19 protein-coding genes and 1 pseudogene are annotated in these 12,760 nt (G+C 67.3%); 17 read left to right on the top strand and 3 right to left on the bottom strand.

All coding sequences use genetic code 11. The features are described 5' to 3' along the window. Positions 1–15 precede the first annotated feature (15 nt). On the top strand, positions 16–198 hold the full coding sequence (locus ACFQ4H_RS20780; protein ID WP_377572780.1) for a hypothetical protein: 183 nt from the start codon (positions 16–18) through the stop codon (positions 196–198). Here the strand turns inward: ACFQ4H_RS20780 and ACFQ4H_RS20775 are convergent. Further along, complete coding sequence (locus ACFQ4H_RS20775) at positions 180–1,154, bottom strand: helix-turn-helix transcriptional regulator (protein WP_377572778.1); 975 nt, start codon at positions 1,152–1,154, stop codon at positions 180–182. The two genes, ACFQ4H_RS20780 and ACFQ4H_RS20775, sit on opposite strands and share 19 nt — an antisense overlap. 136 nt (positions 1,155–1,290) lie before the next feature. Between ACFQ4H_RS20775 and ACFQ4H_RS20770 the strand changes: the two genes are divergently transcribed. The 9 genes and pseudogenes from ACFQ4H_RS20770 (at position 1,291) to ACFQ4H_RS20730 (ending at position 6,726) form a co-directional block, all read left to right on the top strand. Continuing rightward, complete coding sequence (locus ACFQ4H_RS20770) at positions 1,291–1,686, top strand: RidA family protein (RefSeq protein ID WP_377572777.1); 396 nt, start codon at positions 1,291–1,293, stop codon at positions 1,684–1,686. 145 nt (positions 1,687–1,831) lie between these two features. Further along, positions 1,832–1,927, top strand: a pseudogene (locus ACFQ4H_RS20765) (hypothetical protein); the annotation flags it as partial. Between the two features lie 41 nt (positions 1,928–1,968). Next, on the top strand, positions 1,969–2,151 hold the full coding sequence (locus ACFQ4H_RS20760; RefSeq protein WP_377572843.1) for a Tn3 family transposase: 183 nt from the start codon (positions 1,969–1,971) through the stop codon (positions 2,149–2,151). Positions 2,152–2,191: 40 nt separating this feature from the next. Continuing rightward, complete coding sequence (locus ACFQ4H_RS20755; protein WP_377572775.1) at positions 2,192–2,344, top strand: hypothetical protein; 153 nt, start codon at positions 2,192–2,194, stop codon at positions 2,342–2,344. 77 nt (positions 2,345–2,421) lie between these two features. Continuing rightward, complete coding sequence (locus tag ACFQ4H_RS20750; protein ID WP_377572773.1) at positions 2,422–2,547, top strand: hypothetical protein; 126 nt, start codon at positions 2,422–2,424, stop codon at positions 2,545–2,547. Positions 2,548–2,654: 107 nt separating this feature from the next. After that, positions 2,655–4,175, top strand: a complete 1,521-nt coding sequence (locus ACFQ4H_RS20745) for an N-acyl homoserine lactonase family protein (RefSeq protein ID WP_377572771.1) — start codon at positions 2,655–2,657, stop codon at positions 4,173–4,175. Then, positions 4,172–4,828: a TetR/AcrR family transcriptional regulator gene (locus ACFQ4H_RS20740; protein ID WP_377572770.1), complete on the top strand. Its 657-nt coding sequence runs from the start codon at positions 4,172–4,174 to the stop codon at positions 4,826–4,828. Before ACFQ4H_RS20745 ends, ACFQ4H_RS20740 begins: the two co-directional genes overlap by 4 nt. Before the next feature lie 48 nt (positions 4,829–4,876). After that, entirely contained in the window at positions 4,877–5,845 is a 969-nt protein-coding gene (locus tag ACFQ4H_RS20735; protein ID WP_377572769.1) for a VOC family protein, read from the top strand. A gap of 101 nt (positions 5,846–5,946) precedes the next feature. Then, a complete protein-coding gene (locus tag ACFQ4H_RS20730; RefSeq protein ID WP_377572768.1) occupies positions 5,947–6,726 on the top strand; it encodes a class I SAM-dependent methyltransferase in 780 nt (259 codons plus the stop codon). A 153-nt stretch (positions 6,727–6,879) separates the two neighbouring features. On the opposite strand, the gene ACFQ4H_RS20725 is transcribed toward ACFQ4H_RS20730, so the two are convergent. Beyond that, positions 6,880–7,389, bottom strand: a complete 510-nt coding sequence (locus ACFQ4H_RS20725) for a peptidoglycan-binding domain-containing protein (protein WP_377572766.1) — start codon at positions 7,387–7,389, stop codon at positions 6,880–6,882. Between ACFQ4H_RS20725 and ACFQ4H_RS20720 the strand changes: the two genes are divergently transcribed. The 5 genes from ACFQ4H_RS20720 (at position 7,388) to ACFQ4H_RS20700 (ending at position 10,450) form a co-directional block, all read left to right on the top strand. After that, entirely contained in the window at positions 7,388–7,663 is a 276-nt protein-coding gene (locus ACFQ4H_RS20720; RefSeq protein ID WP_377572764.1) for a nucleoside triphosphate pyrophosphohydrolase family protein, read from the top strand. The genes ACFQ4H_RS20725 and ACFQ4H_RS20720 overlap by 2 nt on opposite strands. Before the next feature lie 474 nt (positions 7,664–8,137). Beyond that, a complete protein-coding gene (locus ACFQ4H_RS20715; RefSeq protein WP_377572763.1) occupies positions 8,138–8,287 on the top strand; it encodes a hypothetical protein in 150 nt (49 codons plus the stop codon). Next, on the top strand, positions 8,284–8,691 hold the full coding sequence (locus ACFQ4H_RS20710; RefSeq protein WP_377572761.1) for a hypothetical protein: 408 nt from the start codon (positions 8,284–8,286) through the stop codon (positions 8,689–8,691). Before ACFQ4H_RS20715 ends, ACFQ4H_RS20710 begins: the two co-directional genes overlap by 4 nt. Next, positions 8,691–8,996: a DUF4158 domain-containing protein gene (locus ACFQ4H_RS20705; RefSeq protein ID WP_377572759.1), complete on the top strand. Its 306-nt coding sequence runs from the start codon at positions 8,691–8,693 to the stop codon at positions 8,994–8,996. The genes ACFQ4H_RS20710 and ACFQ4H_RS20705 overlap by 1 nt, the downstream gene beginning before the upstream one ends. An 866-nt stretch (positions 8,997–9,862) precedes the next feature. Next, positions 9,863–10,450, top strand: a complete 588-nt coding sequence (locus tag ACFQ4H_RS20700; protein ID WP_377572757.1) for a GNAT family N-acetyltransferase — start codon at positions 9,863–9,865, stop codon at positions 10,448–10,450. A gap of 210 nt (positions 10,451–10,660) precedes the next feature. On the opposite strand, the gene ACFQ4H_RS20695 is transcribed toward ACFQ4H_RS20700, so the two are convergent. Beyond that, positions 10,661–10,849: a hypothetical protein gene (locus ACFQ4H_RS20695; protein ID WP_377572755.1), complete on the bottom strand. Its 189-nt coding sequence runs from the start codon at positions 10,847–10,849 to the stop codon at positions 10,661–10,663. A 137-nt stretch (positions 10,850–10,986) separates the two neighbouring features. Between ACFQ4H_RS20695 and ACFQ4H_RS20690 the strand changes: the two genes are divergently transcribed. Further along, positions 10,987–11,778 carry an alpha/beta fold hydrolase gene (locus ACFQ4H_RS20690; protein ID WP_377572753.1) on the top strand — a complete coding sequence of 264 codons (792 nt, stop codon included), beginning with the start codon at positions 10,987–10,989 and terminating at the stop codon, positions 11,776–11,778. Between the two features lie 4 nt (positions 11,779–11,782). After that, positions 11,783–12,571, top strand: a complete 789-nt coding sequence (locus tag ACFQ4H_RS20685; protein ID WP_377572751.1) for a MerR family transcriptional regulator — start codon at positions 11,783–11,785, stop codon at positions 12,569–12,571. The last annotated feature ends 189 nt before the right edge of the window (positions 12,572–12,760 follow it).

Genomic DNA, 12,760 nt, shown 5'->3' with positions numbered 1-12,760 from the left:
GGGGGCAGGCAGGCCATGGCTGAGCCGGAGGCGCTCGATGGCGGCATTACGCCAACCAGCGGGTTGGCTTCGGTGAAGTCGATGGGTCTGCGCCGGTCGGTGATTGCCGTGTCCAAGCTGTTGGTGCTGTCGAGTTCGGCCACGGTGCAGTACCCGCTGGATGCGCAGGTGGCGGCAACTCAGGATGGCACACCGTAGCGGGTGGCGATCGCGGCGGCGCGGTTACGCAGGGAGGTGCGCAACCACTGCGGGGCCAGGGCTTCCGCGTTCATGGCAAGCTGCCACAGCGCCCATTCGGCGTGCCTGGAATCCTGGAAGGTGACCTCCAGCCGCAGCCAGCCGTCCGCGTCGGATTCTTCGGTGAGGACAGCCAGCGCGGTGCCCACCAGGTCCTCCCGCCGCGCCGGGTTCAGCCGTACCAGCACGGTGACTTGGTCGCCGCCGGCCCGGAACTGCGTGCTGCGTTCCTGCCAGGCCCGGTCCAGATCGACCCGGTCTGGCCGCTGTGCGGGTTCGGCGAGTTCCTCGGCGGCCAGGACCCGGGCCAGCCGGTAGGTGCGGTCCGCACCAGACCTCGTGGCCAGCAGGTAGCCCTGGTCGCGTACCGTGACCAGGCCGATCGGGTCCACCGTGCGCCACTTCGGGGCCTGACCCACAGCCGCGTACTGGATGCGCAGCTTGTGTCCGGCCAACACCGCACGCCGAACCTCGGCCATTACGGCGTCGGGCACCTCCTCCGCGACCAGCCGGCGCGAGAGGAGGTCGGTGTCCGGGTCGATGAGCAATCGCTGGGCCGCGCCGGCAGCGGTGGTCCGATAGCTTTCAGGTAGCGCGTCGACCACCTTACGCATGGCCGAGGCGAGCGCCGAGCCGAGGCCGAATGCCTGCGCGCCGCTCCGCGATCCGGCGACCAGCAGGGCGAGCGCTTCGTCGTGGTTCAGTCCGGTGAGCTCGGTCTGGAAACCGGGCAACAATACGAAACCGCCGTGCCGACCACGTTCGGCGTAGACCGGAACGCCGGCTGCGGACAGCGCCTCGATGTCGCGCAGCACAGTCCGGGTGGATACATCCAGCTCGTTGGCCAGTGTGGTCGCGGTCAGCCGACCGCGCTGGCGCAGCAGAAGCACCAGCGAAACCAACCGGTCGGCGCGCATACGAAAACTCTACAGAAATACACGACACAGGATGTCGTGATTTGTTGGGAGGCTTGTCAACACGACGTCGAAGACGGCGGCTCACCGAGCCGATGGACGTACGTACTCCCGATGAATCGAATGGAGCTGATGTGCAGTGGAGCGAACGACAGTCAACCCGGTGCCGTGGTCGGTGGAGATGGGCTTCAACCAGGGTGAGATCGTCTCCGGGCAGACCCGGACCCTGTACTGCTCCGGGCAGACCGCGATGAGCGGCGACGGCAAGCCCCAGCATTCCGGTGACATGGCGGCACAGGTGGCGCTGAGCCTCGACAACCTGGAGGCCGTGCTCAGCGAGGCTGGCATGTCCCTCGCGAACCTCGTCCGGCTCAACGTCTACACCACCGACGTTGATCTGCTTTTCCAGCACTACGGCGTACTGGCGTCGCGGCTGGGCGCCGCAGGGGTGGCGCCGACCACCACGATGCTCGGGGTGACACGCCTGGCGATCCCCGACCTGATGGTCGAGCTCGAGGGGACCGCCGTCGCGTAATGCGACCTGGCCGCCTCCGGCAGCCCTGCCGGAGGCGGCACGAGCAACAGGCAGATGGGCGGTTTCCGGTGCTCGGAATGGCGACAGTCGGCACCTGTGGCTTCGACGCGAGTACGTCGGCCTGTTCCTGGCGGCCCCGCTCGCAGTGCCGTGGCCGGTGGTCGAGCACCTGGCTGCGCAGCTTGCCATGAAGGACCCGTCGGTGGTGAAGCGGTACCCCGAGTGCTCGAAGACGGTGTACGAGCACGCGTGGAAGATCCGGGACGCCTACGGTTACCACCCATGTTCAAGCGGGGCATCAGCTGGCTCAACGCCGTCAACGACCAGGTCGCGGGCATCGGGCAGATGGTCGTCCCGGGCACTCCGCGCGACTTTCTGCACATCCTGGACGCGCTGCTGAACCTGGCCGGCGGGGCAAACCCGGTGTCGCAATCAGATCCATCGGGGATTGCTGACAGGGTTTGACGACAGGTGGGTCCGATCCCCCGTACGGAAGGGTCCTTCGGTGGCGAACCTGGTCTACAAGCGGGTCTCGACCGGCCAGCAGCCGACCGTCCGGCGGAACCTCGTCCTGGACGAGGCCGGGATCGAGGACCCGGTCGTCTTCGAGGAGGAAGCGGGCATCTCCAGCCGTCTCCACCCCCTCCAGCGCCCCTAGTTCCGCGAACTGCTCGTGTACGCGCGGCCGGGCGACACGGTGCGCATCTCCGAGATGTTCTGCCCACCGTGAAGTTCATGGTGCAGACCCTCGCCGTCGCCGGCGAACTCCAGCGCGAGCTCACCTACGACGGACTGCACGCTGCTGAGGCGAAGGGCGGCGAAGGTGCGCGCTGCAGCGCCGCCAACCGATTTTTGAGGTAGTGGTGCTGGTTGGATGCCCAGCGCGGTAGGCCCTTGGGGCCGGCGGGACGGAGTGTCTATTATGTAAACGCATCCGTTTGCATTTACATAATGGAGCGGGAGGTCAGGTGCTGAAGATCCTGGGCAAGATCGGGTTGCTCGTTCCTGCCCTTGCGACCGCAACCGTCTGGCTGGTCGTCCTGCGGCTGAAGAACGTCCCAGTGCCGCTGCTGGGGGCCTACGGGCTACTACTGATCGGACTGGTGGCCGGGCTGTTGTGGCCGGGCGTGCTCGGCCGGCGAGTCACGCGGCGCCGGGTGCTGACGTTCGTCGGGGTTCCGGTCGGCCTGGGCACGCTGGCGCTCTACCTGACGGTCGTCTACCACGTCAAGGACCTGCCGATGCTGCTCGCCCTGGCTGGGGCGGCATGCCTGGCCGGGGCGGTGTCTGCTCTGCTGCGCGGACGTCGCAGAGCAGACGACCAGGGCACCCGACGGACCAGGCGTGCCTTGCTGCTGGGCGGTGCGGGGCTAGTGCTGGGCATGCTGAGCGGACTATCGATCGGCCCCGTGGAACGGCAGCGCCGCGAGATGCTGGCGCGAGGCGAGCACGAGCGGCAGGCGGCCATGCGTGCCCCGGGCGCGCGTCGGCGAATCACCGACGGTGCCGTGCGGGTCTTTCCGATCCACATCGGCGACACCATCGTCACCTACGGTCAGTTCTACGGCGGTCTGGACGGCTGGGAAGGACTGAACGGTTACCTGCGCACCCTGGTCGACAAGGCGCAGATCGCGGTACCCGTCTACGCCTACCTCATCGACCATCCCCGGCATGGCCCCATGCTGGTCGACACCGGCGTGAACTGGGAGCAGGCACACGATCACGACGGGTACTACGACATGACCTCGCGCCTACTGACCGAGCGTGACGAGTACCGGATGAGTCCCGGGCAGGATCTGCGGGTCCACCTGGCCCGGCTCGGCTACGACGTCAAGGAGATCACCACCGTGTTCCTCACCCATGTCCATGACGACCACGCGGGAGGGCTGCGCTACCTGCCCCAGGCGACGGTGGTGATGGACCGGCGCGACTGGAAACACGGCGTGCTCTACCCGTACTCATTCGACCTGGTCAAGGACAACCTCTCCTTCCCCGCCTTCGACTCCGGAGCCTTCGGCACCTTTCCCGCCAGCCAGGACTACTTCGGCGACGGCAGTCTTGTCCTGCTACCCACACCCGGCCACTCACCCGGCCACATGTGCGTACTGCTACGCCTGGACACCGGCAGCGTGCTGTTCATGGGTGACACCCTCTACACGCTCTCCCACCTGGCCACCGGCCAGGTCCGGCAGATGACCATCGGAGGTGCCGACACCATCCGCCAGCTTGAGGCCGCCCAACGTATCCAGCAGTTGCTGTCCTCGGATCCCGGGGTCGTGCCGCTGTTCGCGCATGACAACACCCGCTACCAGTTCGACCTCGTGACCTCCACGTTCACTGACGGGACGCCCGGTGCGGCGGGGCTGTGGGAGCTGCGCCGGCACATGCAGACCGTCCTCACCCCTGAGTGGCGGCTGCGCCCCGGGCACACCCCCCGCTTCGTCGCGCCCGCCTCCGGGCCGGGTCTGGGAAAGGTGGAGTTCCGATGACGTCTGCACGGCGTACCCGGGGCAGGCCACGCGACCCCGAGGCCGACGATGCGATCATGAGGGCGGCGCTGGAGCTGTTCGTGGAGCGGGGCCTGGAGGGCGCGAACTTCGAGCAGATCGCCAAACGCGCCAGCGTGGCCAAGGTGACCGTCTACCGGCGCTGGTCCTCGAGGGAGGAACTGCTCACCCAGGCGATCGAACGGGCCCGCACCCTCGTCCCCGAGGCGGAAATCTGGGCCACCGTGGACGCTGCAGGGCAGCCGGTCGACGAACAGCTCATGGACTCCTGGGTACGTACGTTCGGCGACGTCCGTTTCCGCGCGATCCTCGCCCAGCTCATCGGCTCCAGCATCACCCAGCCGTCGTTGTTGGAAATCTATCGCGAGCAGTACATCCAGCCCCGCCGCCAGCTGATCCGCACCGCACTCGAGCGGGCCCGCCGCGACGGGATACTGGCTGAGGACGCCGACCTCGACACTGTGATCGACATGGTCGTCGGTGCGGCGATGTACCGCATGCTCATCGACCCGCACGCCTCAGCCGACCCCGCCGCCACACACCAGTACCTGGCGGCCGTCCTCCAGCAGGCCGACCGACTGCTGCGACGGACCGACGCGCAGCACCGCCAGGAAGAGGGGCAGAAACCCGCATGACCGGACATATCGACGCCCAGCAGCGCCTCGCCGACCTGCCCGGACCTGTTGCGCGCGGGCATTCCGCCGATCGCCGCCGACTTCCTGCTCGACACCACCCGCACCGCCTGGCCCTGGCCGTACTCGTCGAGACCAGCCGCCCTCGACAGACACCGTGCCCGCCGCTACGTCCGTCAGGTCCGGCCCATCGCCGGCGCCGGCCAGGGCGGTGTTTCGGTGGCGGTCCGGGGGTCGGCTTGGCAGGATCGGGGGTCGGCTTGGCAGGATCGGGACATGGGCCCCGAACTGGACCGACCGGCGATCGGATCGCTCAAGACCGTGGTGCTGGACACCCCTGACCTCGACCGCCTCGCCACGTTCTACGAGCGGCTCGCGGGCTGGCACCGCCACCCGAACGACGACGATGATGATTGGATCACGCTCACCACCGACGACGGTTGGCGGATCGGCCTGCAACTGGCCGCCGATCACGTTCCACCGCGCTGGCCGGATCCGCACCATCCGCAGCAGGCCCACCTCGACCTGCGGGTGCCGGACATCGACGCGGCGGCTGACCGGGCGATGCAACTCGGTGCCACCGTGCTGCGCCGCAACGAGAGGTGGCACACGCTGGCCGACCCGGCCGGGCACCCGTTCGACCTGTGCCTCAACCCGGACGACCCGCGGACCACCCTGATGGGTGTCATGCTCGACTGCCCCGACGCCAAGACCCTGAGCCACTTCTACGCGGAACTGCTCGGCAAGCCGGTTACGTACGAGGCCGACGGCATGGCCATGATCGGCGAGGACGGTACGCAGCCGGTGTTGTTCCAACAGGTGACGCCGTACACGGCACCGCGCTGGCCGGACCCGGCCCACCCGCAGCAGTTCCACCTCGACGTGACGGTCGACGACATCGACGCGGCCGAACCGGCCGTTCTCGCGCTCGGCGCCACCCGGCTCGACGGCGAGGGCCCCAACTGGCGGGTCTACGCCGATCCAGCCGGTAAGCCGTTCTGTCTGTTATGGACGGTTTAACGGCGCTGTTTCACCTGACCGACGGCCGGTATGCCCGGCCGACCGACCTGCACCCGAGTGAACCCGACGCCGGCAGGGTACTGCAGCGCTAGGGTTGCCGCGTGGACCAAGACGAACGACTCATTCACGCCTCGTCATTCGGCACGGCGGCGACCGCGTACGCCGCGCACCGCCCGGACTATGCGCATGCCGCAGTGCGATGGGCGCTCGAGCCCGCGCCCGGCCTACGGGTACTCGACCTCGGCGCCGGAACCGGCAAGCTCACCGCCACATTGGTTGCAGTGGGCGCCGACGTCACCGCAGTCGAGCCTGACCCGGCGATGCTGACCGAGCTCCACAGTGCACTGCCGGACGTCCACGCACTGTCAGGTAGCGCCGAGGCGATACCGCTACCGGACGCGTCCGTCGACGCCGTGCTGGCCGGCAACGCCATGCACTGGTTCGACATGGCCATCGCCGGACCCGAGATCGCCAGAGTCCTGGTGCCCGACGGAATTTTGGCCGGCCTGTGGAACGTCGTCGACGATCGGGTCGACTGGGTCGCCGACCTGGCACGGGTCAGCGGCAGCGCCGCCATCGGCCCGCGCGACACACCCGCCAGTTGGCGCACCGAGACAGCCGACGCACACCTTCCAAAGACCGGCGGGACTGCCCGGTTCGGCTCGCCGGAGCAGGCCGACTTCCCGCACGGGCAGCGCCGCACCGCCGACTCCCTCGTTGCGACACTTGCCACAAGGGCGGGGATGCTCGTCATGCCGGAGCAGGAACAGGCGACCACGCTCGGCCGGATCCGTACCTTTCTTGCAAGCAAACCGCAGACTGCGGACGGCGAGTTCACCCTCCCGATGCTGACCTGCGTGCTGCGCGTCCGACGGCTGTGAAGCAGCTGCGGTGAACGCCTTGACCGACCGGCCGACCATCTCGCCCCCGAAACGGCGTGATGGCACTGCTCCCCGAGAAAAACCCGGAAGCGCACGATCCGCTCGGCGCCTTCGACCGGGTTGAGCACGGTACTGACGAGGCCGCCATCGTGATCAATACATGCACTTGTGCGGTCCAGCAAGGTTGCCGGACGAAGTGTAGTAGGGCCACATGATGCTTCCCCGCGTAGCGGGCCCGTAGACCCCATCGACCGCGAGGGCCTTGCCGTTTACGACCCGCTCCCAGTTCTGGGCATTGAGAAGTGCCGTGCGGGTTCCTGAACCGAAGTCTCCGTCGACAGCGATCGACTGCCCGTAGCATCGGACAAGTGCGTTCTGCAGAGCGACAACTCCCCAGTTGTTGTAGTTGCTGCTGGCCAAGAGACAGTCGATATCCTCGGTAGGGTTGTAGATCGGCAGGAACATCCACCCTTTCGGCCCAGAGAAATAGGCGTAGTCCCAGATGCCCAGATCACAGGTGGGCAACGCGCTCACCGTCCCGGCTGTCCTGAAGGTGAGGGTGGGGGCAAGCGTCGACGCCTGCGCGGGAGATACGGGCGCCACGACGGCCAGGGTCAGAGTGAGAAGTCCGCTCATCGCAGTCTTGCGCCAGGACATCTTCATGGCAGCTCCTCACCGTGTACCGGACCAGCCGCACATTGAACTATGCAACTCTATCCTGCTGGCGTCTGTCGCGGTAAGTGCTGGCCACGGCTTCCAACGAAAAGCCAACGTCGATACATCGGCTCGGTGGCGTCACGCGGCAGAGGACCGGGTCGTTCTGGGCAAGGTGTTTCAGGTGCTGCTGCTCGCCACGCACCAAGGCATCGACCGTGGGGCCGCCGTTGCCGAAAAACAGCTGGTCTGGAACCCGCAGCCAACGATCGCAGCTGACTGAGGTGGGGCAAGCGGGCGGTTGATAATCTGCGGCGGTGTCGATCATCAGCCGCCTTGCCGCCGCGTCCGACACAGCATGACGCCCACCTGAACTGTTTTCGCCCCGCGACCTCACAACACCCTTGACAGCACTTCTCGCAACGGGGACGCCGGACCAGCCGGTCCAACTCGGCCTCTAGCAAGTTCCGGGCGTGCGATCACACATACCCGTGACCAACCCTCGTTCGAGCTACATCGGCTCTCGACGTCCTCTAGACGTTGACCCCAGAGCAGTACGTGCACTTGGACGCGGCGTTTGACCGCGACGACATGGATCGCTGGCAGGCCGACGCCGGTGTGAAGGCCGCGACTACCTACCGGGCCCGGCGCTTGGGTAGGTGGCCCAGCCCGCCCAAATTGCCGGTAGGCGCGTGGCGTGAGGGCTGTCACAGGTGGGCCGTACCATCGGCGGCCGTGTACGACACTGACCAGCCCATTGGCTCATCTGACCAGTTCGACGATCCGCCTGCGGCTGCTGCGGGCGTGGGAGGCGCTGGATATCCCGGATCTGCCTGCGGCCCGCAAGCTCGCGGCTGATGAGTCGGTGCCGGATATGGTGCGCCGGCGCATCTGGTTGCGCGGATGAACCCGTGGCTGGTGATGTACCTGCACACCTGCCAGGCGCTTGACTCGATGACGTTTGCTCAGGCCGGTGAGCTGGCGCAGGACGCTGATCAGGACGCCATCGGTGACATGGGTGACGGGTACGCCGAGTCCGCGTTGGCGCTGAACATGCAGGTTGAACGGCTGCACTGGGTGAATTCCAACCTGGTCGTGGCCAAGGGGCCGGTGTGGAACCCGCTCGGCGACCTGGCGATCGGCACCCTGGCCGGGGTCGTTGACACCGCGGCGATGGCGGAGGGACACCAACGGATCATCGCGGCGCTCGACGCGTTCACCGAAGCGGCTCACCGCACTCAGCGACGCGTCATCGTGGTGTCACCTTCCTGGAAGCCAGCCGGCGGTGAGCGTATCGCCAGCGACGCCTGATGGCCGGCGGTATGGGCGCGGGTGTCTGGCAGCCTGTCGCGGTGCGCCGTGAGTGGGAACTGGATGAGCTGGTCGCGTCGTGGACGTTGGTCGACGTCGACCGGGAGCTGTTGACCGGCAAGCATGGTGCGACTCGGTTGAGCTTCGCGCTGATGTTGAAGTTCTTCGAGATCGAAGGCCGGTTCCCTCGCTACGCAGGGGAGGTCTCGCTGACGGCGGTGGATTACGTGGCCCGCCAGCTTGGCCTGGCTGAGGGCGATGTGCGGCGGGTCGAGTGTTTACCCGCGGCGACGAGGACAAGGTGATCACCTGGCTTGCCGACGAGGTGTGCCCGAGCGAGCTGAACACCGACCGGCAGCGGGAGGCGGTCTTGGCCCGCTGCCGGTCGGCGCGGCTGGCCGAAGCGCTGTGCACCGGCACCGCCGGCGGCGTGAAGATTGGCCTACGCAAGAGCGCGTTGTGGACCACCGTGCCCCGCCCCGCTCGACAGCCGCGGTCCGGTCCGTGTTCATCGCCGACTACCTCGCCGACCCCGACCTGCGCCGTGAGATCCACGAAGGGCTGCAGGTCGTCGAGTAGTGGAACTCCGCCAACACCGTGATCTTCTACGGCCGCGACGCCGAACTCACCGGCCCTGACGGGAAGCCCAAGAGATCTCCATGCTCGCCTTGCACCTGCTGCAATCCGCGCTCGTGTTGGTCAACACGACGCCTCGTCGATCGGGTCCTCACCGAACCCGACTGGGCCAACCGGATGACCGACCACGATCGCCGCGGCCTGACCCCATTGTTCTGGTCCAACGTCGCCCTCCACGGCACCTCGTACTCGACCTCGACAAGCGCATCGACTACGCCCGCAGCCCGACGCCGGTCATCGCCGCGGCCCCGTAGCCGCCGCGGCCGTGAACCTGGCTTCATCCCACCCACGCCGCCTGAGTGATAACTGCCATTATCGACTGAGTCAGGTACTGGCTCAGTCGATAATGTTGTGCTCTTCAGGTGTTGTCTGCCAGTTGATATGAGGCACTGCCAGCGTGTCTGAGGCATCTCGCGGTTTCTGCCATTTAAGTTGAGGCACCTCAGCTCAGGAGCATGATCATGCCTCCAGCCACCGATGCGCAGCCACCCCTGCCGACGTGACGCCCGTGATCGTTGCCAAGAGAGGATGAGGTGTGACCGCAACCCTGTCAACGCCGCCCGCCATTCCCGCAGGCACACTCGCCAACGGCCGGCAACCGGTGCTGTCCGCCGCCGGCGGCCTGCTGCTGCGGCCCTGGGAAGCGGCCGACGCCGCAGTATTCTTCGCCGCCTATCGCGACCCTGAGATCCAGCACTGGCACACTCGTCAACCCGCATCTGAAGACCAGGTCCATGAGTGGTTCGAACTGTATCGCCAGGCATGGGAGGAGGAGACGGGCGCGAGTTGGGCGGTGACCCGCGGCGGCGGTGAGGTGCTGGGGCGTATGGCCATGGGCGGAATGAATCTCAATGACGGTGTCGCGGGGTGCGCATACTGGGTGCTCCCGGCCGCCCGTGGAGCAGGTGTGGCCTCCCGTGCGCTGACGGCCCTGAGCGTCTGGGCACTCGGCGAGGCTGGTTTCCACCGTCTGCATCTGGATCACTCGACCCGCAACAACGCCTCCTGCCGTGTCGCCGTCAAAGCCGGTTTCCTCTTGGAGGGCACCAAACGCAGCGACGCCATCCACTCCGACGGTCGACACGACATGCACCTCCACGCCCGCATCCGGGGCGACGAGTGACTCGCCTGCATCAAGGGCGACTGCCGCATTTACTCGCCGGTGCCCGTCGGTCGCCTCAACTCCACTGGCAGAAACGTGCGTGCAGCTCTGCCGGTCAATCTGAGGCACCCCAGCTCAGAAGCCAGATCATGCCTCAATCTCATCGGCAGACGACATCAGGGCTTGATGGCCGGGGATCTTCGGCGATAGTTGGCCGTCCGGTTGCGGGGGCTATGTGCCGATGACCAGCGATTCTCGGGCGGCATCGACGACTTCTTCGGTGCCGGTGTTGATCTGGTTGATGTCGAGGATGCGCTGAACCTGGGCGATGAGCCGGTAGGTCGGGCGGAAGTTGCCGCCCTCCCGCACGGCGATCGGTGACGACAGCGCCACGTACGTCGGCATCAACCCGCCGGCCACGTCGCGGCACATGTACGACCGGTTGGTGCGTCGCCACCTACAACCGTCCCACTGCACCGGCACAGTGCAGTGGCGGCAGGCCTGGATGCCCACATGAGGCTTGACCTTGACCTTGGGTCAGGATCCACACTGAACGGGTGACCAGCTTCGACTCCACCTGGACCGGCATGGTGCCGGTCGACGACACCGCGCTGGCCGTGACCGACACCGGAGGGCCGGGCCGTTGCGTGGTCTACCTCAACGGCCAGTTCGCCACCCAGTCGTACTGGCGGCGCGTCATCGCCGAACTCGGCAGCGACTACCGGCACATCACCTATGACATGCGGGCCCGCGGCCGGTCGAAGCGTTCGGCGGACTATTCGTTCGAGGCAAACGTCCGCGATGTCGACGGCGTACTGGCGGCACGGGGCGTGGACCGACCGCTGCTGGTCGGCTGGTCCTACGGCGCACCGGTTGCGCTGCACTGGGCCAACCGGAATCCGGACCGCGTGCTGGGGGTGGTGTCCGTGGACGGGGCGTACCCGTACGACTTCTCCTACGCCGAGGAGCGGATCCGGCGGCTGTGGCGGCGGTCGGGCTGGCTGCTGCCGATGCTCGCCAGGTTGGGCATGGCCGCGAAGATGTCCGCCGAGCAGCATGCCCAGAGCAACATCGAGCTCAACGGGATCTACGCCGCCCTCGAACCGGTCCTGGACAGCGTGACCTTCCCGGTCCGGTACGTGGTCGCCACGGGCGGCAATCTCGGCGGCAGCCGTGATGAGATGGAAAGCATGCGCGCCAGCCTCACCCCGGTGCTCGCCCGCAACCCTTACATCAAGGTGAGCGCAAAGGTCGCGAGCAACCACGGCACGATCCTGCGCAAGGACTTCCGGGCCGTCGCGGACGCGGTTCGCGCGCTCGCCGGCGCCCGCGACCGGGAGGTCGGCTGAACGGATGACCGACGGTGTCACGATCGGCCAGGCGGCGGCCTTCGCCGGCGTCACGGTGAAGACGGTGCGGCACTACCACCGGCACGGGCTGATCGCCGAACCGCGCCGCGACAACTCCGGCTACCGCCGCTACGGATCGGCCGACCTGCTGCGGCTGGTTCAGGCGCGGACGCTGGCCGCCGCCGGCGTACCGCTGGCCGAGATCGGGGCGATCCTCGACGCCGATCCCGACCGGTTCGCCACTGCCCTCGCCGATGTCGAGCGGCGCCTCAACGAGCGGATCGACGACCTGATCGCACGACGGGACATGCTGCACCGACTCGCCGACGACCGGGCCCTGCTGCCCGACCGGGTTCTCGCGAAGCTGGACGAGGTAGCCGCCGATTTTGGCTTCACCCCGGACGACGTGGCAATGGCCCGGGAGGGCCTGGTGCTGCTCAGGGCCCTGCTGCCGGAGGGCTTCGACGACTACATCTCCCGGGTCGAGCGCGGGCTCGACGACCCCCGGTACCGCTCCTTGATCAGGCGCATGTGGCGTGCCGCCGAATGGAAGCCGGACGACCCCAGAGTTGACGAACTCGCCGCAGCCATGGCCGACCACTATCTCGCCCATCCGTCACTGCTACCCGTCCCGGCTGGACTCCACGCCCGCACCGACGGCGCCATCCGGTACAACCTGCTCGCCCACCACCGCGAAGAGCAAAAGCCAGCCTGGGCTCGGCTGAACGCGTTGGTCGAGGCACACCTGCGCTCCGCCGGCTTCGACATTACGAAGCAGACGCCAACTGATTGACTCGGGTCCACGCCCGTGGACCCGACCGCGAAGATCGTCGCCTGGGACACCACCGTTTTGCACGGCTCGGTCTGCGCCGACCATCGGGTTACGCGCCAAGCAAGCGGGCCCGGCCGCCGCTGACGTATGCCCTGGGGCATAGGTGGTGGCCTTGATCGTCCGACGTCAGGCAGTCGTGCGGTCCGGCTG

The sequence above is a fragment of the Micromonospora sonneratiae genome (genome assembly GCF_042679305.1).
GTDB classification, from domain to species: domain Bacteria; phylum Actinomycetota; class Actinomycetes; order Mycobacteriales; family Micromonosporaceae; genus Micromonospora_H; species Micromonospora_H sonneratiae.
Note: the sequence above shows the minus strand (reverse complement) of the source record. Positions and strands in the feature narration are given on the sequence as shown.

What these genes read in the sequence shown, in the direction of transcription:
- ACFQ4H_RS20710 (WP_377572761.1), top strand. Translation starts at nt 8,284, where the DNA reads ATGAACCCGTGGCTGGTGATGTACCTGCACACCTGCCAGGCGCTTGAC.
- ACFQ4H_RS20780 (WP_377572780.1), top strand. Translation starts at nt 16, where the DNA reads ATGGCTGAGCCGGAGGCGCTCGATGGCGGCATTACGCCAACCAGCGGG.
- ACFQ4H_RS20750 (WP_377572773.1), top strand. Translation starts at nt 2,422, where the DNA reads ATGGTGCAGACCCTCGCCGTCGCCGGCGAACTCCAGCGCGAGCTCACC.
- ACFQ4H_RS20740 (WP_377572770.1), top strand. Translation starts at nt 4,172, where the DNA reads ATGACGTCTGCACGGCGTACCCGGGGCAGGCCACGCGACCCCGAGGCC.
- ACFQ4H_RS20685 (WP_377572751.1), top strand. Translation starts at nt 11,783, where the DNA reads ATGACCGACGGTGTCACGATCGGCCAGGCGGCGGCCTTCGCCGGCGTC.
- ACFQ4H_RS20705 (WP_377572759.1), top strand. Translation starts at nt 8,691, where the DNA reads ATGGCCGGCGGTATGGGCGCGGGTGTCTGGCAGCCTGTCGCGGTGCGC.
- ACFQ4H_RS20760 (WP_377572843.1), top strand. Translation starts at nt 1,969, where the DNA reads ATGTTCAAGCGGGGCATCAGCTGGCTCAACGCCGTCAACGACCAGGTC.
- ACFQ4H_RS20720 (WP_377572764.1), top strand. Translation starts at nt 7,388, where the DNA reads ATGGCAGCTCCTCACCGTGTACCGGACCAGCCGCACATTGAACTATGC.
- ACFQ4H_RS20775 (WP_377572778.1), bottom strand. Translation starts at nt 1,154, where the DNA reads ATGCGCGCCGACCGGTTGGTTTCGCTGGTGCTTCTGCTGCGCCAGCGC.
- ACFQ4H_RS20725 (WP_377572766.1), bottom strand. Translation starts at nt 7,389, where the DNA reads ATGAAGATGTCCTGGCGCAAGACTGCGATGAGCGGACTTCTCACTCTG.